The sequence below is a fragment of the Hydrogenophaga sp. RWCD_12 genome, assembly GCF_046604225.1.
In the GTDB taxonomy this organism is placed as follows: domain Bacteria; phylum Pseudomonadota; class Gammaproteobacteria; order Burkholderiales; family Burkholderiaceae_C; genus Hydrogenophaga.
On sequence record NZ_JBKIXC010000001.1, the window covers coordinates 475,248 to 499,063 of the forward strand.

Sequence of the window (23,816 nt, forward strand, 5' to 3'; positions counted from 1 at the left end):
GCGTTGCAGTGTGTGTTGTGACATGCTGCAGCGATGACCACCCATCACACCGCATCGCTGCCCGGCTTCGCCACCCCTGCCACCCGCTTCCTGTTCTTCACCGGCAAGGGCGGGGTGGGCAAGACTTCGCTCTCTACCGCCACCGCGATTGCCCTGGCAGATGCGGGGCAGAAGGTCTTGCTGGTCAGTACCGACGCCGCGTCCAACCTCGACGAGATGCTGGGCGTGGCGCTGTCCAACCAGCCGGTGGAGGTGCCCGGCGTGCCGCGGTTGCAGATGCTCAACATCGACCCCGACTCGGCCGCCGAGGCCTACCGCCAGCGCGTGCTGGCGCAGATGGACGCGGGAGCCACCGACGGTGAGCGCGCCACGGTGCGCGAGCAGCTCTCGGGCGCCTGTACCACCGAGATCGCCGCCTTCGATGAATTTGCCGCGCTGCTGGCGGGCGAAGGTGGAGAACGCGGCTACGACCACGTCGTGTTCGACACCGCACCGACCGGCCACACCCTGCGCCTGCTGAGCCTGCCCAAGGCCTGGACCGGCTTTCTCGCCGGCAACGACCGCGGTGCGTCCTGCCTTGGCCCGCACTCGGGCCTGAAGATGCAGGAGGCGCGCTTCAACGCCGCGCTCAAGGCCTTGAGCGATCCGGCACTGACGACGGTGGTGCTGGTGACGCGGCCCGATCCGCGCCCGATGCAGGAGGCCGCCCGCACCGCCGAAGAACTGCAGCATCTCGGTCTGGCCAACCAGCGGCTGGCGATCAACGGCGTGTTCCACGCCATCAGCGCCAGCGATCCCATCGCCACCGCCATCGAACGGCTGGGCCGCGAAGCGCTGGACAGCATGCCCGATGCGCTCGCCCGACTGCCGCGCGACGAGGTGCCGTTGCGCGCCTTCGACACCGTGGGCCTGCCCGCATTGCGTGCGCTGCTGCAGGGCGGCGAGGTCGCGATGCCCGAGGCCGCATCGCCGGAAACGGAGCTGCCGGCCGAACCCCTGTCCCGCATGGCCGACGAGCTGTCCGCCACCGGACACGGACTGATCATGGTGATGGGCAAAGGCGGCGTGGGCAAGACCACCATCGCCGCCGCGCTCGCCGTAGGCCTCGTGCAGCGCGGCCACAGCGTGTACCTGACCACCACCGACCCGGCCGCCCACGTGGCCGATGCGCTCAACGGCAGCCTCGAAGGCCTGAAGGTCGGGCGCATCGACCCCAGGGCCGAGACCGCCGCCTACATCGCCAAGATCATGGCCACGCGTGGCAAGGACCTCGACGAACAGGGCAAGGCCCTGCTGCTCGAAGACCTGCAGTCACCCTGCACCGAAGAAGTCGCGGTGTTCCACGCCTTCAGCCGCGTGGTCAACGAGGCGCGGTCGTCGTTTGTCGTGCTCGACACCGCGCCCACCGGCCACAGCCTGCTGCTGATGGACGCCACCGGCGCCTACCACCGCCAGATGACGCGGCAGTACGAAGGCCAGACGGAACGCAAGGGTCTGCACATCATCACGCCGCTGATGCGGCTGCAGGACGGCAGCATGACGCGGGTGGTCATCGTGACCCTGCCCGAGGTCACACCGGTCAGCCAGGCCGCTGCGCTGCAGGACGACCTGCGCCGCGCGAAGATCGAGCCTTGGGCCTGGGTGATCAACAAAAGCATCGCCGCCACGGGTACCACCGACCCGCTGTTGCAGGCGCGGCTGGCGGGCGAAGTCCGGCAGACCGAGCGCATTGCGGGCGGGCTGGCGAAGCGGACGTTTGTGCTGCCGTGGTTGCCGCAAGCGCCGGTGGGGGTGGCGGCGCTGGGTGCGCTGGTGGGTTGACGATGCCTCAGGTGGTCAGAAGGCTTGCCAGATCGAAGCTCGTATCGCCCGCCTGATCGCGCGTCGGTGACACGCCAGCGTCCAGCAGCTTGCGCGCCTGCAGGTGGTCCTTGGCGGCGTTGACGCTGTCCACCGCGATGAGCCGCGCGCCCTGGAAGTGGTAGACGCTGAAGCCGGTGCCGGCGGCTATGTCGCCGCGCACGGCCCAGCCGTCGGCGCCCATGGACAGGCCCGCCATCTGCAGCTTCCTGTCGTACTGGTCGCTCCAGAACCATGGGGTGGCGATGAAGGGCCGTTCCTGTCCGAGCAGCGCAGCGGCGGCGCTCTTGCCCTGTTCGGTCGCGTTTTGTACCGACTCCAGCCGCAACAGCGAACCGCCGGCCAGGCGCCGCGCGGTGCAGTCGCCGGCCGCGACGATGCGCGGGTCGCTGGTGTGGCCGCAGGCGTCGACGACGATGCCGCGGTCGCATTCGAGTCCGGCGGCTTTCGCCAGTTGGTCGTTGGCGATGACACCGATGCCCACCACCACGAGTCCCGCAGGAACAACGTTGCCGTCGGCCAGCTTCACGCCGGTCACGCCTCGTGCGTCGGCTTCGATGCCTGCCACCTGTGCGCCCAGCATCAGCTGCACGCCGTGACTGCGGTGCAGCTCGGCGTACCAGTCGCTGAGCACCGGCGCCAGCACACGACCCAGCAGACGGGGCGCGGCTTCGAGCACGGTGACCTTCAAGCCCTTCTTGCGTGCGGTGGCCGCGACTTCGAGGCCGATGAACCCGCCACCGATGACCACGACGGGGCGGTCCTGTTCGATGCACGCGGTCATGCGTTCGGCGATGGCGCTGGCATCGTCCTTCGAGCGCAGGGCGAGCACACCGGGGGCGCCGCCGCCGGGCAGCGGCAGGGCACGAGGCGTGGAGCCGGTGGCGAGGACCAGGCCCTCGTAGGACAGGGCGCTGCCATCGGCCAGCTGCACCGTTTGCGCCGCGCGGTCGATCGCGATCACGCTCACGCCGGTGCGCAGCTCGATCTGCTTGCGCGCCAGCATCTCGGGCGCGCGCATCGCCAACTGCGCCGCGTCCATCTCGCCGGCCAGCCAGGCCTTGGACAGCGGCGGTCGGTGGTAGGGGCCATGGGTTTCGTCACCCAGCAGGGTGATGGCGCCGTTGTAGCCGCCCGCGCGCAACGCTTCGGCGGTCATCACGCCGGCCTGGCCCGCGCCGACGATGAGGATGCCGGCGCTCATGCCTGCGCCCTCATTCCTGGCACTCGGGCAGGGTCACCACGCCGCCGTCGAGCGCGGCGCTGGCCTTGATCTGGCAGGACAGCCGGCTGTTGGGCCGGCGTTCGGCTGCCACGTTCTCCAGCATGTCCAGCTCACTCTGTGAGGGCGGTGGCAGCACGCCGGCCAGCAGCTCGTCGACGTAGCAGTGGCAGGTGGCGCAGGCCAGCGAGCCGCCGCATTCGCCGAGGATGCCGTCGACGCCGTTGGCGGTGGCGCCCTGCATCAGGCTCCAGCCGTCGGGCAGGTTGGCGGTGGTGGAATGGCCGTTGGCCTCGATGAAGGTGATGCTTGCCATGGTGGTCTCACTGAACCCTGAGTTGCAGCACCAGCGGGCTGCGGAAGGTGGACGAGGGCATCCACGCCAGCTGGTCGGCCACGCGCTGGTAGTCGGGCACGACCTGGTGGAATTCCTCGAACGCGATTTTGACCGCCAGGCGCGCGATGGCGGTGCCCAGGCAGGCGTGCACGCCGCCGCCGAAGCCCAGGTGCCCGCGCGGTTTGCGTGCGATGTCGTAAACGTCGGGGTTGGGGTACTGGCGCTCGTCACGGTTGCCGCTGCCGTAGGCCAGGCAGACAAAGTCGCCTTCCTTCATGGTCTGGCCGTGGAGGGTCACGTCCTTCATCAGGCGGCGGCGGAAGCGCTGGGCGGAGGTGTTGAAGCGCAGGCTTTCCTCGATCGCGTCGGGCAGCAGGGCCGGGTTGGCCACCACGGCGCGGCGGGCCTCGTCGAAGGTGGCGAGGTTGTAGGCGAACATCATCATGAAGCCACCGAGCGATTCGACGCCGGCCATGATCAGCGTGGTGGTGGTCAGCAAGACCTCGCGGTCGTCGAGCCGGTCGCCGTCGATCTCGGCCAGCGCAAAGTGGCTGATCAGGTCGTTCTTCGGCTCGGCGCGGCGCATGGCGATCACCTTGCCCGCGTAGTCCTGCATCCAGTTGTAGGCCGCGATGTGTTCGGGGCCCTTGGCCCGGGTGCGGGCGTCGCTCTGCACCATCAGCACGGCGTTGTCGCGCACCTCCTGCTCGGGCACGAGGGCGTCCTCGCCCATGGGCAGGCCCAGCGCGGCCATCAGCACCTTGACGGTGAATTGCGAGGACACGTCCTTGAAGTCGAACTCGCCGACACCCTGCAGCTGGCCGAAGACCTTTTTCGCGACGTCGCGGATGGGTTCTTCCAGCGCCAGCAGGTTGCGCTTCATGAAGGCGTGCTGGATCAGGCCGCGCAGGCGGTCGTGTTTCGGTGGGTCGGAGCTGCCGAGCGTTGCGCCGGCGCGGCCGGGCAGCTCGGTCATCAGGTTGCCGCTGGCGCTGGAGTAGGTCTGCCAGTCCTGGCCGGCGGTGACGATGTCCTGGTAGCGCGAGAGGATCCACATCTGGGCCTCGTCGCTCCAGAAGCAGGGGTGCTCGTCGCGCAGGTGCCGGTAGTAGGGAAAGGGGTCGGCGTCGATGGCCGGGGAATACGGGTCGAAATGGAAGCTGCCGAGGTTCATGTCTTGTCTCCTGTGTGGGGCATGCGAGACGGACTGTAGGGCGCCAGCGGCCACAAGGCACTGCACAAAGCAGGGATAATTCTTGTACTTTTCGATCAATCCGACCAGCGATGCCCCGCACCATCCCGCGTTTCGCCCTCTACGGCGAGGCCGCCACGCCCGGCCAGGAGATGCTGCACATCGAAGAGGTGCAGTCGCGCAGCCAGCTCTACCGCTGGGAGATCGATCCGCACCTGCACCAGGGCCTGTACCAGGTGCTGTGGCTCTGGCGCGGTGCGGCTTCGGTGCAGCTGGATGAGTGGAAGGCCGAGGTCGACGGACCGGCCGCCATCGTGGTGCCACCGGGGGTGGTGCACGGCTTCCGCTTTGCGCCCGGAACCGATGGCCGCGTGCTCACGCTGAGCGCACGGTTTTTCGTCGAGGGGGATTTTCAGGCCGCGGGTGAAGCGTTCCGGGCGCTGTTCGCTGGCCCGGGTGTTGTGCACTTTTCGCCGGAGGAGGTCGGCACACAGCGGCTGCATGCGCTGCTCGAAGCGTTGTCGGCCGAGTTCGCTCTGCCGGGTTCGGCCGGGTCGCCGGTGGTGCAGTGGCTGGCACGGTCGGTGGTGTGGCGGCTGGCGCGCGCCAGCGAACAGGGACGGCGCGAGGGCAGCGGACTGGCGCACGGCCACCAGGCGTTGTTCACCCGCTTCCTGTTGCTGGTTGAGGAGCACTTTCTCGAGCACTGGCCGATGGAGCGCTATGCCTCGCGCCTGGGGCTGTCGATCCAGCGGCTCAACCGCATGGTGAGGGCCGAGAGCGGGCGCAGCGCGCTGGATCTGGTGCACGAGCGCCTCACCCGCGAAGCCTGCCGCCGCCTGGTGTACATCGCTGCCCCCGCGGCCAGCCTGGCGCACGAACTGGGCTTCGAAGACCCGGCCTACTTTTCGCGCTTTTTCAAGCGCCGCACCGGCATGAGTCCGCAGCGCTGGCGGCAGGCCCAGCAAACGAAGCTGTGACCCCGCTCAGCGGGCCGGCCCGGGGGGAGCGTCGCCCGCCATCACACCCGGCACCAACGCCTCCAGTTCCCCGCGCAGCCAACGGTGCGCCGCGTCGTCCTGGTGGCGGCGGTGCCAGATCAGGTACATCGGCAGCTTCGGGCAGGGCAGGGGCAAGGGCACGCTCGCGAAACCGGCCAGCAGGCCGCGGCCCAGCAGGCTCGGAGCGGCCGCCAGCAGCTGGCTGCCGCGCAGGAAGCCGGGCATCCCTGCAAAGCCGGGCACCATGATGGCGAAACGCCGCCGCACACCGCGCTCAGCGAGCGTGCGATCCAGGTCCAGCGCCCGCCGGGGTTCGTAGACCACGGTGATGTGGTCGGCGGCGAGGTAGTCCTTCAGCGACGCTGGCGCGGCGCGGGCAGCCGGGTCGTGGAACACGCGGTACTCGTCCTCGAACAGACGCTTTTGCAGGATGTCACTGCCCTCGGGCGGTCTCGGGCTGATCGCCAGATCGCAGGCGCCGTCGCGCAACATCTCCAGGCTGGGAATCGCCGACGGAATCACCCGCAGCGCGACGCCGGGCGCTGCTTCGCGCAGGCGCGCCATCAACGGTGGCAGGAGCACATCGCGCTGGAAGTCGTTGGCCGCGATGGTGATCGTCGCCTGCCAGCGCGCGGGGTCGAAGGCGCCGGAGTGGGCAAAGCCCTGCAACTGGCGCAGCAGTTCGCGCGCCTGCACCGCCAGTTCGCCAGCGCGCGCGGTGGCGACGATGCCGCGGCCGCTCTTGACGAACAACGCGTCGCCGGTGATCGCGCGCAATTTGTCCAGCTGGTGGCTCACGGCCGACTGCGTGACGCCCAGCGCATGGGCCGCGCCGGTGATGCTGCCCGCCTCGACGACCGCGACCAGCAGCTGCAGCAACCGGGCATCGAGGTCTGACCAATCAAATTCATTCATGCATTTGATGATCATTCATCTGTTTATCTTTGGCAATGGTCTGGGAATACTCCCGCCTTGACCGACGTCAATCCACCCACGCAGGAGACAGATGTGAGCAAGACCATTCCTGGCACCACGCCGTTCGACGGCGGCGCGGCACAGAAGGGCTACGCCCTAAACAAGATGTGCTACTCGTTCAACCACAAGGCCAACCGCGACGCCTTCCTGGCCGATCCCGAGGCCTACATGCAGCAGTTCGGCCTGAACCACGAGCAGGCCGAGGCCATCCGCTCCAAGCAGGTGCTGGCCCTGATTGATGCGGGTGGCAACGCCTACTACCTGGCCAAGTTCGCCGGCATCTTCGGCCTGGACATGCAGGACATCGGCGCCCAGCAGACGGGCATGACCAAAGAACAGTTCAAGGCCAAGCTCGTTGCGGCCAATCAACAGTGCTGAACCAGGAGACACAGACATGGCACAACTCATCGGTGGCCTGGCCACATCGCACATCCCCGCCATCGGCGGCGCCATCCACCGGGGCGCCCAGAACGAGCCCTACTGGAAGCCCTTCTTCGACGGTTTTCCGCCGATCCATCAGTGGCTGGGCAAGGTCAAGCCGGACGTGGTGGTGGTGTTCTACAACGACCACGGCCTGAATTTCTTCCTCGACAAGATGCCGACTTTCGCCGTGGGCGCCGCCGCGACCTACAGCAACGCGGACGAAGGCTGGGGCATTCCGACGCTGCCGCCGATCCCGGGCTGCCAGGATCTGTCGTGGCACCTGATCAACGAGCTGATCGCGAAAGAGTTCGACATCGTGACCTGCCAGGAGATGCTGGTGGACCATGCCTGCACACTGCCGTTCAAGCTGTTCTGGCCCGAGCACGAAGTGGCGCCGGTGCAGATCGTGCCGATCAACATCAACACGGTGCAGTTCCCGCTGCCGACGGCGAAGCGCGTTTACAAGCTGGGCAAGGCAGTGGGCGAGGCGATCCAGAGCTGGCAGAGCGACAAGCGTGTGGCGGTGATGGCCACCGGTGGCCTGTCGCACCAGCTGGATGGCGAGCGCGCCGGTTTCATCAACAAGCAGTTCGACCTGCAGTTTCTGGACAGCATGGAAACCAACCCGGAGTGGGCGACGCAGTTCAGCGATCTGGAGCTGGTGGAGAAGGCGGGCACGCAGGGCGTGGAGCTGCTGATGTGGCTGGCGATGCGGGCGGCGCTGACGGCGGCAGGCTCGGGTGTGCGCAAGGTGCACAGCAACTACCACATCCCGATTTCCAATACGGCTACGGGTGTGCTGGCGCTGGAGACGGTCTGATTGTTCTTTTGCTTGTCTCGGAGGGGCCTTTGGGCCCCTTTTTCATGCCAGCTTGACTAGCGAGTGCCGGAAGCGACCGGTACCTGACTCCGCTCATGTCCCCCGAACCGGCTGCGCCGGTTCTCCTCCTTTACTTCGCTGCGTCAGGCACGGATCACTTCCGTCACCGAGATACTGTTGGCGCACCACCGTGGGCGCACTCGGGTGATCGCGTTGACCGTGGCTGGGTGGGCCTGCAGAGCGAAGTAAAGGAGGAGGCGGCCGCAGGCCGCCGGGGGACATGAGCGGCGCAGGCCCACCCAGCCGCGGTCAACAAGGAGGGGAGTTCAACAACAGGGAGCACAAAACAAAACGGGAGCCCGAAGGCCCCCGCTGTGTGACAAGAAAACGCTGAACCGGATTACAGCGAATCGATGAAGCTGCGCAGCTTGTCCGAACGGCTCGGGTGCTTGAGCTTGCGCACCGCCTTCGACTCGATCTGACGGATCCGCTCACGCGTCACGTCAAACTGCTTGCCCACTTCTTCCAGCGTGTGGTCGGTCGACATCTCGATGCCGAAACGCATGCGCAGCACCTTGGCTTCGCGCGGCGTCAGACTGTCCAGGATCTCCTTGACCACTTCACGCAGGCCCGCCTGCATCGCCGCCTCGATGGGCGCCGTGTTGGCCTGGTCTTCGATGAAATCGCCCAGGTGCGAATCGTCGTCGTCACCGATGGGGGTTTCCATCGAGATCGGCTCTTTCGCGATCTTCATGATCTTGCGGATCTTGTCTTCCGGCATCTCCATCTTCTCAGCCAGGATGGAAGCATCGGGTTCAAAGCCGTGCTCCTGCAAATGCTGGCGGCTGATGCGGTTCATCTTGTTGATGGTCTCGATCATGTGCACCGGGATACGGATCGTGCGCGCCTGGTCGGCGATCGAGCGCGTGATCGCCTGGCGGATCCACCAGGTGGCATAGGTCGAGAACTTGTAGCCGCGGCGGTATTCGAACTTGTCCACTGCCTTCATCAGACCGATGTTGCCTTCCTGGATCAGGTCCAGGAACTGCAGGCCGCGGTTGGTGTACTTCTTCGCGATCGAGATCACCAGTCGCAGGTTGGCCTCGATCATTTCCTTCTTCGCGTCGCGCGAGGTCGACTCGCCCTGGTTCATCCGCTTGTGGATGTCCTTGAGGTGGGTCAGCGGAACCACCACGCTGTTCTGGATGTTCATCAGGCCGGTTTGCAGTTCCTGCACGGGCGGGATGTTGCGCTCCATCACCACGCTCCAGGACTTGCCGGCGGCGGCCTGTTTCTCGATCCACTTGAGGTTGAGCAGGTTGGCCGGGAATTCCTTGATGAAGGTTTCCTGCGGCATGCCGCACTTGTCCACGATGATGCGGCGCAGTTCGCGTTCCTTCTTGCGCACTTCGTCGACCTGGCCGCGCAGCGTGCCGCACAGCTTCTCGATCGCCTTCGCGGTGAAGCGGATGGTCATCAGCGTCTCGGTGATGGCCTGCTGCGTCTTCACGTAGTGGGGCGTGCCGTAGCCTTCCTTGTCGTAGATCTTGTGCAGCTTCTCGAACTGGTCACGCATCGTGTCGAAGCGCTGCAGCGCTTCGCGCTTGAGTTCTTCCAGCTTGCGGGTCAGGGCCTTGGAGCCGCCCTTGCCGTCGTCGTCATCGGCTTCGTCGTAGTCGTCGAAGTCTTCTTCGGCCACGTAGTCGTCGGCCGCATCGGCGTCGGCGAAACCGTCGACCACGGTCGAGATCACGACCTTGCCTTCACGGATTTCTTCGGACATCGCCAGCAGCTCGGCGATGGTGGCCGGGCTTTCGCTGATCGCGGCCATCATGTCGTTGAGGCCGCCTTCGATGCGCTTGGCGATCTCGATTTCGCCTTCGCGGGTCAGCAGTTCCACCGTGCCCATTTCGCGCATGTACATGCGGACCGGATCGGTGGTGCGGCCGAACTCGCTGTCGACAGACGACAGCGCGGCTTCGGCGGCTTCTTCGGCTTCTTCTTCGCTGGAGCCCGTGGGCGCGTTGTCGGTGATGATCAGCGCTTCGGCGTCCGGCGTCTGCTCGTACACCGCCACACCCATGTCGTTGAGCAGGGCGATCACGACTTCCAGCGTTTCGGCGTCGATCAGCTTGTCGGGCAGGTGATCGTTGATTTCCGCGTGGGTCAGGTAGCCACGCGTCTTGCCCAGCTTGATCAGGGTCTTGAGGCGTTCGCGGCGCAGCTTGGCTTCTTCTTCGGACAGGACGGTTTCGTCCAGGCCGAATTCCTTCATCAGCGCGCGCTCCTTGGCCTTGCTGATCTTCATGCGCAGCGGCTTGACCTTCTCGGCCGGCGCCGCCGGATCGGCGACTTCCTCGACCACCTCTTCGGCCAGATCCTCTTCGATGTCGCTCAGGTCGGCATCGTCGAGGTCGCTCTCTTCCTTGGCGGCAGCCTTGGGCTTGCGACCGCGCTTGGCGGCCGGCTTGTCGGCGGCGGCTTTGGCGGGGCGGCCAGGTTTCTTCTTTGCCGGCTCTTCGGCGTCGACGGTGTCGAGTTCTTCGGCCTTGGTCTTGCCGGTTTTGGCAGCGGCTTTCGCGGGGGCCTTGGCGGCGCTCTTGGCAGGGGCTTTGTCGGTCACGGGGGCAGGAACTTTCTTTTTCGGCTCGGGAGCTGCGGCTTTGGCGGCAGGCTTCTTGGCGGCTTTGGTGCTGGGGGCAGGCGTACTGGCTTTCTTCGCGGGCATGGGAACCTCAAAAAACGTCAGGAAAGGAACCGGCTGAGACACACAAAAAACGCCAGAGTGCCGCCATTTCGGGCGCAGATCCGGTGGTTTTTGTCGGGCAAATCAAGCACAGAAGCCCGTACTTCGCCGGGGAAGTGCGGGCCTGCAAGCTGTGTGGGCGAACATTTGGTGTGCAGTCCTTGCGGGGTGCGCCGGGACCGGGGTGCGGTCGCCGGGTTGGCCTGGGGGAGTCCCGTGTAACCCCTGTCCTGGGGAGTGGCCGGTGCCGGAGGTGCTGCTGTCGCGCTTGCGGTGCAAACCTTGGATTATATCGGATGGCCCGGTTTCAGGGCCTTGATGCGCTCATTGAGCTCGCGCAGACGCTCCCGGGCCGCCGGATCGGTCTCGGCCTGCACCGACAGGGCCTGGCTCAGCCGCATCAGTTCGTCGCGCCGCAGCAGGTCCATCACGCCGGCCAGTTCGCTCAGCTCGGAGTCGCTGTCGGCGGCCACAGTGGCCTGTTCGACCTCGGCGCAGGCATAGGTCTCGAAGGGTTCATCGCGCAGGGCTTCTCGCAGCGCGGCCCAGGCCTGGGCGCCGTGTTCGTGCAACTGGGCTTCGAGCCAGGCGAAGACCGGACCGTGCGGTGCAGGCATGTGCGCCAGCATGGCGTGGTCGTCGGCCGACAGGCTGTCCCAGGCGGCGGCGTTGGCCAGCAGCAGCCCGACCGCTCGGTCCGCACGGCTCTTGCTCGCGGTCTGGCGACCGAGCATGCGAGGCGGCGGAGGCGGGCCCTTGCGCCAGCCGTTGCGGCCACTTCCGCTGTTCCACTGGCTCCGGCTGTAGGTTTCGGTCGGTGCGCTCCAGGCGCCGGGGCCGCTTTGCGGTGCCGGAGCGGAGGTTGACGTGGAATAGGGCGACGACTGGTGGTCCGTGCCCGTCGGTGCAGCCTGACCCTGGGGCGCCGGCATGGATCGGTCCTCACGCGGCCGGCGAGCGCCACGGTCGTCGCGCTGCCAGAGTTGCTGCAGGTCCGGCGTGCCGATGCCAATCTGCTGGGCGAGCTCGCCCAGCAGCTGCCGCTTCAGGGCGCCTTCGGGCAACAAGTTCCACAGCGGGCGCGCCTGGCTGGACAGGCGGGCGCGTCCTTCGGCGGTGGCCAGATCGCAGTCGGCGCTGGCAGCATCTATCAGGAACCTGGACAGCGGCACTGCCTGCTTGACGAAGTTGGCAAAAGCATCGGCGCCGTGTTCGCGGATGTAGCTGTCCGGATCGTGCTCCTGTGGCAGGAACAGGAACTTGACGCTGCGAATGTCGGTCGCCAGCGGCAGGGCGGCGTCCAGCGCCTTGCGTGCTGCACGGCGGCCGGCCCCGTCGCCGTCGAAGCTGAACACCACCGCGTCGGTGAACCGGAACAGCTTTTGCACATGGTCGGGCGTGCAGGCCGTGCCCAGCGTGGCCACGGCGTTGGCAAAACCCAGCTGTGCCAGGGCGACCACGTCCATGTAGCCCTCAGTCACCAGGGCGTAGCCGTGCTGGCGGATCGCGGTGCGTGCCTCGAACAGGCCATAGAGCTCGCGCCCCTTGCTGAACACCGGGGTTTCGGGCGAGTTCAGGTACTTGGGCTCGCCCTTGTCGAGCACGCGCCCTCCGAACCCAATGCATTCGCCCTTGACGTTGCGGATCGGGAACATGATCCGGTCGCGGAAGCGGTCGTAGCGCTTCGCTTCGCCATCCTGGCCCTTCTCGTCCTCGTGCTCGATCACCAGGCCGGACTCGACCAGCAGCGGTTCGCTGTAGTTGGGAAACACGCCGGCCAGGTGCCGCCAGCCCTCGGGCGCGTAGCCCAGGCCGAAGTCCTTGGCGATCTGGCCCGACAGGCCGCGACCCTTGAGATAGTTCACCGCGCGGGGCGATGCCTTGAGGTCTTTCTGGTAGGCCTTGGCGGCCTTTTCCAGCACGTCGGTGAGCGTCGCCTGCTTCTGGCGCTGCTGGGCGGCGCGCTCGCGGTCCTGCGGCGAGACGTCGTCTTCGGGCACCTGCAGACCGATCTGCTGGGCCAGGTCCTTGACCGCCTCGATGAAGCTCATGCCGGCGTGTTCCATCAGGAAGCCGATGGCGTTGCCGTTGGCCCCGCAGCCAAAGCAGTGGTAGAACTGCTTGGTCGGGCTGACGCTGAACGACGGCGACTTTTCGCCGTGGAACGGGCACAGCCCCATGAAGTTGGCGCCGCCCTTTTTCAGCTGGACGTACCGGCCCACCACATCGACCACGTCGACGCGGTTGAGCAGTTCCTGGATGAAAGATTGCGGTATGGCCACGGGGCTATTCTCGCCCACGTCATTTCAGGAACAACGGAGACCCGCATGACCAGCATCTACGACCAGGACCTGCCCCGCAACGAAGCCAACTTCGCGCCGCTCTCGCCGCTGTCGTTCATCGAGCGCACGGCCGAGGTCTACCCAGACCGGCTGGCCATCGTGCACGGCAGCTTGCGCCAGACCTGGGCCCAGACCTACGCCCGCACCCGACAACTCGCCAGCGCCCTGCAACGCGCCGGGATCGGGAAGAACGACACGGTGGCGGTGATGCTGCCCAACACCCCGCCGATGGTGGAGGCACATTTCGGCGTGCCCATGGCCGGCGCGGTGCTCAACGCGCTCAACACCCGGCTGGACCCGGAGGCCATCGCCTTCATGCTCGACCACGGCGAAGCCAAGGCGGTGATCGTCGATCCCGAGTTCGCCGGCACCATGGCCAAGGCGCTCAAGCTGCGCCAGGCCACCTCACCGCTGCTGCTGATCGACGTGCAGGATGCGCTGTTCACCGGCGATAGCCAACCCCTCGGCAGCACCACCTACGAAGCCTTCCTGGCCGGCGGCGACCCGGCCTTCGCCTGGAACCTGCCAGGCGACGAGTGGGACGCGATCGCGCTCAACTACACCAGCGGCACCACCGGCAATCCCAAGGGCGTGGTCTACCACCACCGCGGCGCGGCCACGAACGCCATCAGCAACATCCTGGAATGGGACCTGCCCAAGCACGCGGTCTACCTCTGGACGCTGCCGATGTTCCACTGCAACGGCTGGTGCTTCCCCTGGACCATCGCCGCGCGGGCGGGGGTCAACGTCTGCCTGCGGCGCGTGGAAGCGCAGGCCATCTTCGACGCCATGCGCGACCACGGCGTGACCCACTACTGCGGCGCCCCCATCGTGCACGGTCTGCTGGTGAATTCGCCGGCCGCGATGAAGGCTGGTGTGCCGGCCGGCATCAGGGCCATGGTCGCCGGTGCCGCGCCGCCGGCTTCGATGATCGAAGGCATGGAGCAGATGGGCTTTGACCTGACCCACGTCTACGGCCTCACCGAGGTCTATGGCCCGGCCACGGTCTGCGCCAAGCACGAAGCCTGGAATGCGCTCGACATCGGCGAGCGCGCCCGGCTGAACGCGCGCCAGGGCGTGCGTTACCACCTGCAGCGCGACGTGCGCGTGCTCGACCCCGAGACGATGATGCCGGTGCCGCTGGACGGCGAGACCATGGGCGAGATCATGTTCAAGGGCAACATCGCCATGAAGGGCTACCTGAAGAACCCGAAGGCGACGGCCGAGGCCTTTGCCGGTGGCTGGTTCCACAGCGGCGACCTGGCGGTGCAGTACGCCGACGGCTACTTCAAGATCAAGGACCGCAGCAAGGACATCATCATTTCGGGCGGCGAGAACATCTCGTCGATCGAGGTCGAGGACGTGCTCTACCGCCACCCCGACGTGCTCGCCGTGGCGGTGGTGGCGCGGCCCGATCCGAAGTGGGGCGAGACGCCGTGCGCTTTCGTCGAGTTGAAGTTCGGCGCACACACGACGCCGGAAGACATCGTGCGGCACTGCAAGCAGCACCTGGCCGGGTTCAAGGTGCCGCGCTATGTGGTGTTTGGCGAACTGCCCAAGACAAGCACGGGCAAGATTCAGAAGTTCGAGTTGCGCAAGCGGGCAGGTTCCGCATCCGCCATCGACGTCTAGTCGCCGGCAACGATCCCTTCGCGCCGGGGATCGGCCCCGCCCAGCCAAACGGCCTTGCCGTCTGCCGACCCGCGCTGCAAGGCCTGCAAACCACTGGGCATCGGCGTTTCGCTGACCGTGTGACCCAGCCCCTGCAGCGCCTGCACCGTCGCGGCCGGAAAGCGGCCAGCTTCCAGCAACAGCGGCCCGCCGACCGACCCGAAATTCGGCAGGTCGATGGCCGCCTGCGGGCCCAGGCCGCCGTTGAGCGTACCCAGCAGGGTTTTGGCGGTGAAATGGATGATCAGTGCGCCGCCCGGGCTTCCCGCGCTCATCAGCAACTCGCCCGTCGCCTTGTCGAACACCAGCGTGGGCGACATGGAGGAGCGGGGACGTTTGCCTGGCTCGACACGGTTGGCCACCGGACGTCCTTGTGCGTCGCGCGGGGTGAAGCTGAAGTCGGTCAGCTGGTTGTTGAGCAGGAAGCCGCCGGGAAGCCTGGCGTCGCCGACCATCAGGCGCGCGCCGAAGGCGGACTCGATGGTGGTCGTCATTGCGAGCGTGTTGCCGAACGGGTCGGCGATGCTGATGTGGCTGGTGCCGTATTCCGGCTGGTCGGGCATCGGCGCCCAGGACATGACCGCGGCCGCGCCCGGCTGTCCGGCAGGCGCCTGCGGCAGACGCTGGGTACCGATCAGACGCGCTCGCTGGTCGAGGTAGGCCGGGTCCAGCAGGCTGCTCCAGCGCCCTGCGGGCGGCGGCACGCGGTCGGGGTCGCCCAGGTACAAGGCGCGGTCGGCGAATGCCAGCCGCGAGGCTTCGGTGTATGCGTGCAGCCATGGCGCATCGGGCGTGCCGTCCAGCGGGCGGTTGCCCTGCGACGTGCGCGCCAGCAAGCCCAGGATCTGGCCGATCGCGACAGCGCCGGAACTCGGCGGCGGAAAACCACAGATGCGCAAGGCGCGGCCCTTGGCGCTGTGGTCGAAACACAGGGCTTCGCGCTCCAACGGCCGGTAGTTGCGCAGGTCGTCGGTGCTCAGCAGTCCGGGGTTGGCGGCGTGTTGCCGCACGCGGCCGGCGATGGCCTGCGCCAGTGGGCCTTCGTGCAGCGCCTTCGGTCCTGTTGCCGCGATGTCGCGCAGCACCTTGGCGAGGGCAGGGTTCTTCAGCACATGGCCGACCGGGTGCGGCGTGCCATCGGTCTGGTAGAAATAGGCTGCGGCGACCGGATCGTTTTTGAGTGCGCTTTCTTCGGACAGCAGGGTGTGGAGGCGCGGACTGACGGCGAATCCTTGTTCGGCGAGCGCAATCGCGGGTTCGAACAGGCTGGCCCAGGGCAGACGGCCGTGCTGGCCGTGCGCCAGCGCCAGCATGGCGACGGCGCCGGGCGTGCCGACCGAACGGCCACCGACCACGGCCTCTATGAACGGCATCGGCTTGCCATCGCCGCCCAGGAACAGAGCTTCGGTCGCGGCAGCCGGCGCGGTTTCGCGGCCATCGAAGGCTTGCAGCCGCCGGCCGTCGTGGTGCAGCAGGAACGCGCCACCGCCGATGCCGCTGGACTGCGGTTCGACCAGGGTCAGCACCATCTGTACCGCGATCGCCGCGTCCACTGCGCTGCCACCGGCCTTGAGCACCTGCAGGCCGGCGTCGGCCGCGAGCGGATTGGCCGCGGCCACGGCCATGCGCGGGAAGGCCCAGCCGGGTTTGGGCGTCCAGCCCGAGGCCGCTTCGGGCTGGGCGACAGCCTGGGGCGGCGGGCGGTAGAAACCGGCCTGCGGGCCCGTGTGCTGGCCGGTAGAGCCACATCCGGCCAGCGAGGCGGCCAGCCCCAGAGCGAGAACGTGGAATAACGCACGCATCTTCGACGGAAGCATTGTTGGGGTTCTCCTCTGGGCCGGGCGGCGCTTGCCCGGGATCAAACACATTGTTACCGGTATGGGGTATTTTGTTCTCAGGGCCTGCCTTGCACAGGCCACAGGAGCCCAGATGACCCTCACCGCGACACCGGACCGTTCGAGCGCCTCTTTTCTGGCGACTGCCCGCGCAGCGGTCCATACCTTGCCGCAGCTGCTGGCGGCACAGGAACTGAACCATCGCCTGCCCATTGTCGGGCTGCCCGACGCGCTGTTGCAGTTGCGCCTGCTGGACGAAGCCACCTTGCATGCACTGATGGCCGAAGACCCTGACCTGCTTCGCTCCCGCTCGGGAGAACTGGTGCAGCGCCTGCTGCTGACCGAGGACGAGTTGCAGCGTGCACTGGCGCGGGTGGCGGGACTGCTGGAAATCGAAGTGCTGGGTTTCGACGGCGATCCGAAGGCCTTCCAGCTGCTGCCTTTGCGCCAGGCGCATGCGCTGCACGTGGTTCCACTGGGGATGGCCAACGAGCAGTTCTACGTCGCCTCGTGCGCACCGACCAGCAAGGAGCTGCACCACCAGCTGTGTTCCTTGAGCGGGCACTCGGTGGCCATGGTCTGGGCCAGCCGCGAAGCGATCGAACGGCGACTGGAGGTGCAGGACCGGATGGAGCGGTCGGGCCATGCCCACAGCGCACCGGCCATCGTCGACGAAGTACGCCGACGGGTCACGCCCGCGGGTGTGGCCGCGCCGCCGGAGCATGCGGCCGTCGAAGACCTGGTGATGCAGGCGATGGTGGAGGTCGGTTCGGCCGCCGAGGCCGAGCAGCTGGCATCGGCCAGCGAGTCGGCCGGCATGGTGCGGCTGGTCAACGAAATGATCGGCGAAGCGCAGCGCCTGCACGCTTCGGACATCCACATCGAATCCAATGCCGGCGAGGCACTGACGGCGATCCGCTTCCGTCGCGATGGGGACCTCGAACCCTATCTCTGGCTGCCCGCCAAGCTGCGCGCACCGCTGGTCTCGCGGCTGAAGATCATGGCGCGGCTGGACATCTCCGAGCGCCGGCGGCCGCAGGACGGCAAGATCGATTTCGCCGAGTTCGGCGGCCGTCCGCTGGAGCTGCGGGTGGCGGTCATGCCTACCCACGACGGGCTGGAGGATGTGGTCCTGCGCCTGCTCGAATCGGCCAAGCCGCTGCCGCTCTCGGGACTGGGCCTGCAGCCGCGTGATCTGGAAACCATCGCGGGTTTCTCGCAGCGCAGCTTCGGCATGGTGCTGGCCGTCGGCCCGACCGGTTCGGGCAAGACCACCACGCTGCACTCGATGCTGGCCGAGGTCAATACGGCCGACAAGAAGATCTGGACCGCCGAGGACCCGATCGAGATCACCCAGGCCGGCCTGCGCCAGGTGCAGATGAACCCCAAGGTCGGGCTGACCTTTGCCAGCGCGATGCGCAGCTTCCTGCGGGCCGATCCGGACATCATCATGATCGGCGAGATCCGCGACGCCGAGACCGCCAAGATCGCGATCGAGGCTTCGCTCACCGGTCACCTGGTGCTCTCGACCCTGCACACCAACAACGCCAGCGAGAGCGTGGTGCGGCTGCTCGACCTGGGCATGGACCCGATGAACTTCGCCGATTCCCTGCTGGGACTGGTGGCGCAGCGCCTGGTGCGCGCGCTGTGCACGCACTGTTCGCACGAGCGCGAACTCGACGACGTCGCGTGGACGGCCCTGCTGGAGGAGTACCGCGAGGGCAGCGACATGCCGCTGTCGCTGGCGCAGGAGCGGCTGCTCGAAGCCGCCGGCGCCTCTTCGCCGACCGGGGTGCGGATGCGCCATGCGGTCGGGTGCGACCACTGCGGCGGCAAGGGCTACAAAGGTCGCCTGGGCATCTACGAGATCCTGCAGAACAGCCGGGCCATCAAGCAGCTGATCCAGCAGCGCGCCCGCCCGACCGACATTTTCGATCTCGCGGTGCGCGAAGGCATGCGCAGCCTGCGCCACGACGCGCTGGAAAAGGTGGTGCAGGGCCGCATCGACCTCAAGCAGGCCCGCACCGCCTATCGCTGACCCCCCACGCTCCGCCGTCAGCGCACTCAGCGAGGGGCGAGGCGGATCGCTCCGTCCAGGCGGATCACTTCGCCATTGAGCATGTCGTTTTCGATGATGTGCATGGCCAGCTTGGCATAGTCCTGCGGCGTGCCGAGGCGGCTGGGGAAGGGCACGCTGGCGGCCAGCGCGTCCTGCACCTCCTGCGGCATGCCGAACAGCATGGGCGTGCCGAAGATGCCGGGGGCGATGGTCATGTTGCGGATGCCGTTGCGAGAAAGGTCGCGGGCGATCGGCAGCGTCATGCCCACCACGCCGCCTTTGGACGCCGCGTAGGCGGCCTGGCCGATCTGACCGTCGTAGGCGGCGACGGAGGCGGTGGAGATCATCACGCCGCGTTCGCCGGTGGCCTCTGGCTCGTTTTTGCACATGGCTTCGGACGCCAGACGGATCATGTTGAAGCTGCCGACCAAGTTGACCATGATGGTCTTGGTGTACACGGCCAGCGAATGTGCGCCGTTCTTGCCCACGGTCTTCTCGGCGGGAGCGATGCCGGCGCAATTGACCAGGCCCATCAGCTTGCCCATGGAGACGGCCTTGGCCACCACGGCCTGACCGTCGGCCTCGCTGCTGACGTCGCACTTGACGAAGGCTCCGCCGATTTCTCTGGCGACCGCCTCGCCCTTTTCAGCCTGCATGTCGGCGATGACCACGGTGCCGCCGTTGGCCGCCAGCACGCGTGCCGTGCCTTCGCCCAGGCCCGATGCGCCGCCGGTGACGATGAAAACCTTGCCTGCAATCTCCATGTGCTGCTCCTCTTGGGTGGAATTGACGTTAACGTAAACGTCAATTATGGCCGACAAAAAAGCCCGCGGGAAGCGGGCTTTCGGATCGAAGGCGGTCAGCCTTACTTGAACCCGACCCGGTCCAGCATCTGCTGCACCTTGACCAGGTTCTTGGCGACCACACCCAGCGGAATCTGTTCTGCCTTGAAGCTGTCGCCGCCCATGGCCTTGAGCGCCGGGTTGTCGATCTTCACGCCCTTGGCGGCCGCGAACTCGTGGTTGCCGTTGGCGAAGTATTCCTGCGCGAATGGGCTGGCCAGGTATTCCATGAAGGCGATCGCGTTCTCGCGGTTCTTGGCGTACTTCGCGACCGCGGCACCGGCGATGTTCACGTGCGTGCCGGTAGTGCCCTGGTTGGGGAACACGACGCGCACCTTTTCCATCACGGCGCGCTCCTGCGGGTCGGCCGATTTGATCAGTCGCGCCGCGTAGTAGGTGTTGGTCAGGGCCACACCGCATTCGCCGGAGGCCACGGCCTTGATCTGGTCGGTGTCGCCGCCCTTGGGCGCGCGGGCCATGTTGGCGACCACTCCCTTGAGCCAGGCCTCGCCTTTGGCGTCGCCCAGACGCTCGACCACCGTGGCGAACAGGGACAGGTTGTAGGGGTGCGAACCCGAGCGGGTGCAGACGAGTCCCTTGAGCTTGGGATCGGCCAACTGCTCGTAGGTGGCGACATCGGCGGCCTTGACGCGCAGCGGGTCGTAAACAATCACGCGGGCGCGGGTGGAGAAGCCGGTCCAGGTCACGCCGTCCTTGGTCGCATCGGCGCGCAGGTGGGCAGGAATCGCTGCGTCCAGCTTGGCCGACTTGATCGGCTGGAACAGCCCCTGGGCATCCGCCGTGGCCATGCGGGCGGCGTCGACCAGCAGGATCACATCGGCCGGCGAGGCCGAACCCTCGGCCTTCAGGCGCGCCACGATACCGGCGTCGTCCGCATCGACGCGGTTGATCTTGATGCCAGTGGTCCTGGTGAAGGTGTCGTACATCACCTCATCGGTCTGGTAGTGGCGGGCCGAATAGATGTTCAGCACCTTGTCCTGCGCCAGGGCGCTCAGGGAAAGCGTGGCAGCGGCGAGGACAATTGGAACGTTCAGAAGCTTGCGCATGGCGGTTTTCATGGGCGGTTGGTGAATGGGTAAGATGCTAACACAAATGCGAATGGTTCGTAATATGTATCGTTTGAGGCAAGTCAGCGCGATGGTCCTGGCGCTGCTGCTGACCGGTTGTTCCACATTTCAGTCCCCACCGACGCCGGTGTTCGAGGCGCCCCAGCGGCCTCCGCGACTCGGGCTCGCCCTCGGCGGTGGTGCGGCCCGCGGGTTCGCGCATGTCGGAGTGATCCAGGTGCTGGAGCAGAACGGCATCCGGCCCGACGTGGTGGCTGGCACCTCGGCGGGCAGCCTGGTCGCGGCGCTGTACGCCAGTGGCAAGGGTGCCGCGGAGCTGGAGCGCGTGGCGCTGGGCATGGACGAAGCCACGCTGACCGACTGGGTCATGCCGCTGACCAACCGAGGGTTGATGCGCGGCGAGGCCCTGGCCCGCTATGTCCGGCAGGCCGTGGGCGGCAAGCTGATCGAGCAGATGTCAATGCCCCTGGGCATCCTGGCGACCGATCTGGGCAACGGCAATGGCATCCTGTTCCGGCGTGGCGACGCGGCGCAGGCGGTGCGCGCTTCCAGTGCGGTCCCCGGTGTGTTCAATCCGGTGACGATCGCAGGGCGCGACTACGTGGACGGCGGTCTGGTGGCACCGGTGCCGGTGCACCAGGCACGTGAGATGGGGGCCGAGGTGGTGCTGGCGGTGGACATTTCCGCCGATCCCCAGGACATCTCGTCCGACGGCTTGCTGACCCTGCTGCCCAAGACCACCGCCATCATGGGGCAGAGCATCAACCGGCTGGAGCTGGCCAAGGCCGATGTCGTGATCCGGCCGGCGCTGGCTGGCGTCGGCAGCGCCGACTTCACGGCCCGACAGCGCTCCATCGAGGCGGGGCGTGCCGCGATGCTGGCCGCCTTGCCGCGCCTGCGGCAGGCACTGGCGAAGTTGCGCCCGGTCGAAATCCGCTGATGCCGCGAGGGCATAAAAAAAGCCCCCGCTTTGCAGCGAGGGCTTGAAGGGGTCCGATGAAATCGGAATTTCGAAAAGGACCCGAGGAGACAACCATAAAAACGGTCTGAGGTTTCAGCGCCGCCTTCACAGGTCAGGCGCCAGTCTGCTTGGGTTCCATGTTATTCGCCTTGACCGAGGTCAAAGCCCGGAACACCGGCAGCAACGCCCCGTTGATCAACGCTTCTTGGCGGTGGCCTTGGTGGCGCTGACGGCTTGGGCGGTGACCGTGTTGAAATTGGCTTCAGCCATTTCGGTGGCTTGCTTGACAGCCTTCTGCACCGATTCCAGGGCGTTGTTGCTGGCGGAAACAGCGCTCTTGAACACGGCCACGGCGGTTTCGGTACCGGCGGGAGCGTTCTTGGCGGCGTTGTCCACGAATGCGTTGAACTTCTTCTGTGCGTCGGTGGCCTGGGCTTCAGCAGCCTTGCCGAATTCGGCGCCGGTGCCCGAAGCGATGTCGTACAGGTGGCGGCTGTAGGCCACGGTCTTTTCAGCCAGCGGCTGGAACAGGGAAGCTTGCAGCGTCAGCAGTTCCTGGGCGTCCTTGACGGACAGCAGGGCTTGCGTGCTGTTGGCGGACTCGGCGAGGGCAGCCTTGGTGGCTTGCACATTCAGCTCGACCAGCTTTTCCACGCCTTCGAAGGCTTTCTGGGTCAGGCCGAAGAGGGTTTCGATGTTGGCTTTCTGGGCGGCAACGATTTGTTCAGCGGTCAACATAATTCTTTCTCCTGTGAGGGTTTGAAGGGGTAGTTGAAGGCTGCTTCGAGAACCTGGCGCTGTCTGGACGCTGTTGTTGTCGTTCGCTTTGCTGCGCTGCAACATGGGTGGAATTATAGGGACACCAACGTGGTGCGCAAGTGTTTTTTGTTGCGCTGCAGCAATCTAGGGTCGGATTTCTAAAACCGGGGCGCGTCGCCCTGGCTTCATGCCCGCGCGACAATCGATCTGTGCACGTTTTCTACGCCGACCACTTCATCTTGCCGCTGCCTGCCGGGCACCGGTTTCCCATGGCCAAGTACGGCCGGCTGCGCGAACGGCTGGCGGCCGAATGCCCGGCCGTCCAGCTGGGGCAGGCGTTGCCGGCCAGTGATGGCGAGCTGGCACTGGTGCACGACCCCGCCTACATCCAGGCCATCCAGCAGGGCACGCTGAGTCCGGCCGCCCAGCGCGAGATCGGATTTCCCTGGAGCCCGGCGATGGCCGAGCGCGCGCGCCGCTCGGTCGGCGCGACCATTCAGGCCTGCCGAACCGCCATCGGCGGCGAAGGCATGGCGGCCAACATCGCCGGGGGCACACACCACTCCTACGCCGACAAGGGCAGCGGCTTCTGCGTGTTCAACGACGCCGCCGTGGCCGCGCGCCTGATGCAGGCCGAACATGCACGGCAGCACCGGGCGCGCGGGCCCTTGAAGGTGGCGATCGTCGACCTCGACGTGCACCAGGGCAACGGCACGGCACGCATCTTCGCCAACGACGACTCGGTGTTCACGCTCTCGCTGCACGGCGAAAAGAACTTCCCGTTCCGCAAGGAAGCCGGCGATCTGGACGTGGAGCTGCCCGACGGCACGGGCGACGCCGCCTATCTGGAGGCGCTGGAGCGCGCGCTGGACGAACTGGTGCACCGCTTCGAGCCCGGATTGGTGATCTACCTGGCCGGCGCAGACCCGCACGAGGGCGACCGGCTCGGCCGACTGAAGCTCACATTCGACGGTCTGGAGGCACGCGACCGCCGCGTGATGGACTGGGCCTGGCAGCGCCGCCTGCCGCTGGCCTTCGCCATGGCCGGCGGCTATGGCACCGACATGGAAGCCACGGTGCAAGTGCAGATGAACACCTACCGCGTGGCGCTGGAATACCACGCCCGCTGGATGGCGCTGGCCCGCGACGGTGATCGCGCGGCGGTGACAGCGGCCTGAACGGCGCGGAGGCAGAATCCGCCGCCATGAACGCCCCCGCCACCCCGAACGCCCGACACCAGGCCAAACCCCGCGATCACTACCGCGTGTTCCGCTCCATCGGCACGCGCTGGATGGACAACGACGTCTACGGCCACGTGAACAACGTCGTCTACTACAGCTGGTTCGACACCGCGGTCAACGCCTGGCTGATCGAGCAGGGCGCGCTGGACATCCACGCCGGCGAGGTGATCGGACTGGTCATCGAGACCCAGTGCAACTACTTCGCGCCGCTGGCGTTTCCTCAGACCATCGAAGCCGGGCTGCGCGTGGCGCACCTGGGCAGTTCCAGCGTGCGCTACGAGGTAGGTCTGTTTGCACAAGGGGAGCCGCTCGCGGCCGCCTGTGGCCACTTCGTGCACGTGTACGTGGACCGAGAAACGCGCCGGCCTGTGGCGCTGCCGGCCGTGCTCAAGAACACCTTGCAGACCATCGTCTGAACCCTGTCCTGCAGACAACGGGGCAG

The 23,816-nt window shown here is 66.8% G+C and carries 19 protein-coding genes; 9 read left to right on the forward strand and 10 right to left on the reverse strand.

What is annotated here, in order from left to right; translation table 11 throughout:
• Nucleotides 1-33: 33 nt before the first annotated feature.
• Complete coding sequence (gene arsA / locus ACLIJ1_RS02300; RefSeq protein ID WP_411363860.1) at nt 34-1,821, forward strand: arsenical pump-driving ATPase; 1,788 nt, start codon at nt 34-36, stop codon at nt 1,819-1,821.
• A gap of 7 nt (nt 1,822-1,828) precedes the next feature.
• Here arsA and ACLIJ1_RS02305 read toward each other — a convergent pair whose 3' ends face one another.
• From ACLIJ1_RS02305 to ACLIJ1_RS02315, 3 genes are read right to left on the reverse strand one after another with little or no spacing between them, the layout of a single operon-like run.
• Nucleotides 1,829-3,064, reverse strand: a complete 1,236-nt coding sequence (locus ACLIJ1_RS02305) for an NAD(P)/FAD-dependent oxidoreductase (protein WP_411363861.1) — start codon at nt 3,062-3,064, stop codon at nt 1,829-1,831.
• Between the two features lie 10 nt (nt 3,065-3,074).
• Nucleotides 3,075-3,398 carry a 2Fe-2S iron-sulfur cluster-binding protein gene (locus tag ACLIJ1_RS02310; RefSeq protein ID WP_411363862.1) on the reverse strand — a complete coding sequence of 108 codons (324 nt, stop codon included), beginning with the start codon at nt 3,396-3,398 and terminating at the stop codon, nt 3,075-3,077.
• Between the two features lie 7 nt (nt 3,399-3,405).
• Nucleotides 3,406-4,593, reverse strand: a complete 1,188-nt coding sequence (locus ACLIJ1_RS02315) for a cytochrome P450 (protein WP_411363863.1) — start codon at nt 4,591-4,593, stop codon at nt 3,406-3,408.
• A 110-nt stretch (nt 4,594-4,703) separates the two neighbouring features.
• Here ACLIJ1_RS02315 and ACLIJ1_RS02320 point away from each other — a divergent pair, with 110 nt between their 5' ends.
• Nucleotides 4,704-5,591: a helix-turn-helix domain-containing protein gene (locus ACLIJ1_RS02320; protein ID WP_411363864.1), complete on the forward strand. Its 888-nt coding sequence runs from the start codon at nt 4,704-4,706 to the stop codon at nt 5,589-5,591.
• Between the two features lie 6 nt (nt 5,592-5,597).
• On the opposite strand, the gene ACLIJ1_RS02325 is transcribed toward ACLIJ1_RS02320, so the two are convergent.
• Nucleotides 5,598-6,527, reverse strand: a complete 930-nt coding sequence (locus ACLIJ1_RS02325) for a LysR family transcriptional regulator (RefSeq protein WP_411363865.1) — start codon at nt 6,525-6,527, stop codon at nt 5,598-5,600.
• A gap of 93 nt (nt 6,528-6,620) precedes the next feature.
• Here ACLIJ1_RS02325 and ACLIJ1_RS02330 point away from each other — a divergent pair, with 93 nt between their 5' ends.
• A complete protein-coding gene (locus ACLIJ1_RS02330) occupies nt 6,621-6,965 on the forward strand; it encodes a protocatechuate 4,5-dioxygenase subunit alpha (RefSeq protein ID WP_411363866.1) in 345 nt (114 codons plus the stop codon).
• Between the two features lie 16 nt (nt 6,966-6,981).
• Nucleotides 6,982-7,830: a class III extradiol dioxygenase family protein gene (locus ACLIJ1_RS02335; RefSeq protein WP_411363867.1), complete on the forward strand. Its 849-nt coding sequence runs from the start codon at nt 6,982-6,984 to the stop codon at nt 7,828-7,830.
• 400 nt (nt 7,831-8,230) lie between these two features.
• On the opposite strand, the gene rpoD is transcribed toward ACLIJ1_RS02335, so the two are convergent.
• On the reverse strand, nt 8,231-10,558 hold the full coding sequence (gene rpoD / locus ACLIJ1_RS02340) for an RNA polymerase sigma factor RpoD (RefSeq protein WP_411363868.1): 2,328 nt from the start codon (nt 10,556-10,558) through the stop codon (nt 8,231-8,233).
• 305 nt (nt 10,559-10,863) lie between these two features.
• Entirely contained in the window at nt 10,864-12,858 is a 1,995-nt protein-coding gene (gene dnaG, locus ACLIJ1_RS02345) for a DNA primase (protein ID WP_411363869.1), read from the reverse strand.
• 45 nt (nt 12,859-12,903) lie between these two features.
• On the opposite strand from dnaG, the gene ACLIJ1_RS02350 reads away from it, so the two are divergent.
• Nucleotides 12,904-14,550, forward strand: coding sequence for an acyl-CoA synthetase (locus tag ACLIJ1_RS02350; protein WP_411363870.1), 1,647 nt, complete (start codon nt 12,904-12,906; stop codon nt 14,548-14,550).
• Here the strand turns inward: ACLIJ1_RS02350 and ACLIJ1_RS02355 are convergent.
• Nucleotides 14,547-16,391: a gamma-glutamyltransferase family protein gene (locus ACLIJ1_RS02355; protein ID WP_411363871.1), complete on the reverse strand. Its 1,845-nt coding sequence runs from the start codon at nt 16,389-16,391 to the stop codon at nt 14,547-14,549. The genes ACLIJ1_RS02350 and ACLIJ1_RS02355 overlap by 4 nt on opposite strands.
• A gap of 127 nt (nt 16,392-16,518) precedes the next feature.
• On the opposite strand from ACLIJ1_RS02355, the gene ACLIJ1_RS02360 reads away from it, so the two are divergent.
• Nucleotides 16,519-18,462, forward strand: coding sequence for a GspE/PulE family protein (locus tag ACLIJ1_RS02360; RefSeq protein WP_411363872.1), 1,944 nt, complete (start codon nt 16,519-16,521; stop codon nt 18,460-18,462).
• A gap of 26 nt (nt 18,463-18,488) precedes the next feature.
• Here the strand turns inward: ACLIJ1_RS02360 and ACLIJ1_RS02365 are convergent, their stop codons facing one another.
• Both ACLIJ1_RS02365 and ACLIJ1_RS02370 read right to left on the reverse strand, forming a co-directional pair.
• The gene (locus ACLIJ1_RS02365; RefSeq protein WP_411363873.1) at nt 18,489-19,247 is read right to left on the reverse strand and encodes a 3-hydroxyacyl-CoA dehydrogenase; all 759 of its coding nucleotides are present in this window, start codon (nt 19,245-19,247) and stop codon (nt 18,489-18,491) included.
• Between the two features lie 101 nt (nt 19,248-19,348).
• Entirely contained in the window at nt 19,349-20,392 is a 1,044-nt protein-coding gene (locus ACLIJ1_RS02370) for an extracellular solute-binding protein (protein ID WP_411364770.1), read from the reverse strand.
• 64 nt (nt 20,393-20,456) lie between these two features.
• Here ACLIJ1_RS02370 and ACLIJ1_RS02375 point away from each other — a divergent pair, with 64 nt between their 5' ends.
• A complete protein-coding gene (locus tag ACLIJ1_RS02375) occupies nt 20,457-21,353 on the forward strand; it encodes a patatin-like phospholipase family protein (protein ID WP_411363874.1) in 897 nt (298 codons plus the stop codon).
• A gap of 216 nt (nt 21,354-21,569) precedes the next feature.
• Here ACLIJ1_RS02375 and phaP read toward each other — a convergent pair whose 3' ends face one another.
• The gene (phaP, locus tag ACLIJ1_RS02380; protein ID WP_411363875.1) at nt 21,570-22,112 is read right to left on the reverse strand and encodes a TIGR01841 family phasin; all 543 of its coding nucleotides are present in this window, start codon (nt 22,110-22,112) and stop codon (nt 21,570-21,572) included.
• A gap of 230 nt (nt 22,113-22,342) precedes the next feature.
• Here phaP and ACLIJ1_RS02385 point away from each other — a divergent pair, with 230 nt between their 5' ends.
• Together ACLIJ1_RS02385 and ACLIJ1_RS02390 are read left to right on the forward strand one after the other, a co-directional pair.
• The gene (locus tag ACLIJ1_RS02385) at nt 22,343-23,311 is read left to right on the forward strand and encodes a histone deacetylase (protein WP_411363876.1); all 969 of its coding nucleotides are present in this window, start codon (nt 22,343-22,345) and stop codon (nt 23,309-23,311) included.
• Between the two features lie 26 nt (nt 23,312-23,337).
• Nucleotides 23,338-23,790 (forward strand): acyl-CoA thioesterase, encoded by a 453-nt coding sequence (locus ACLIJ1_RS02390; protein ID WP_411363877.1) that lies wholly within the window; start codon nt 23,338-23,340, stop codon nt 23,788-23,790.
• Nucleotides 23,791-23,816: the final 26 nt, after the last annotated feature.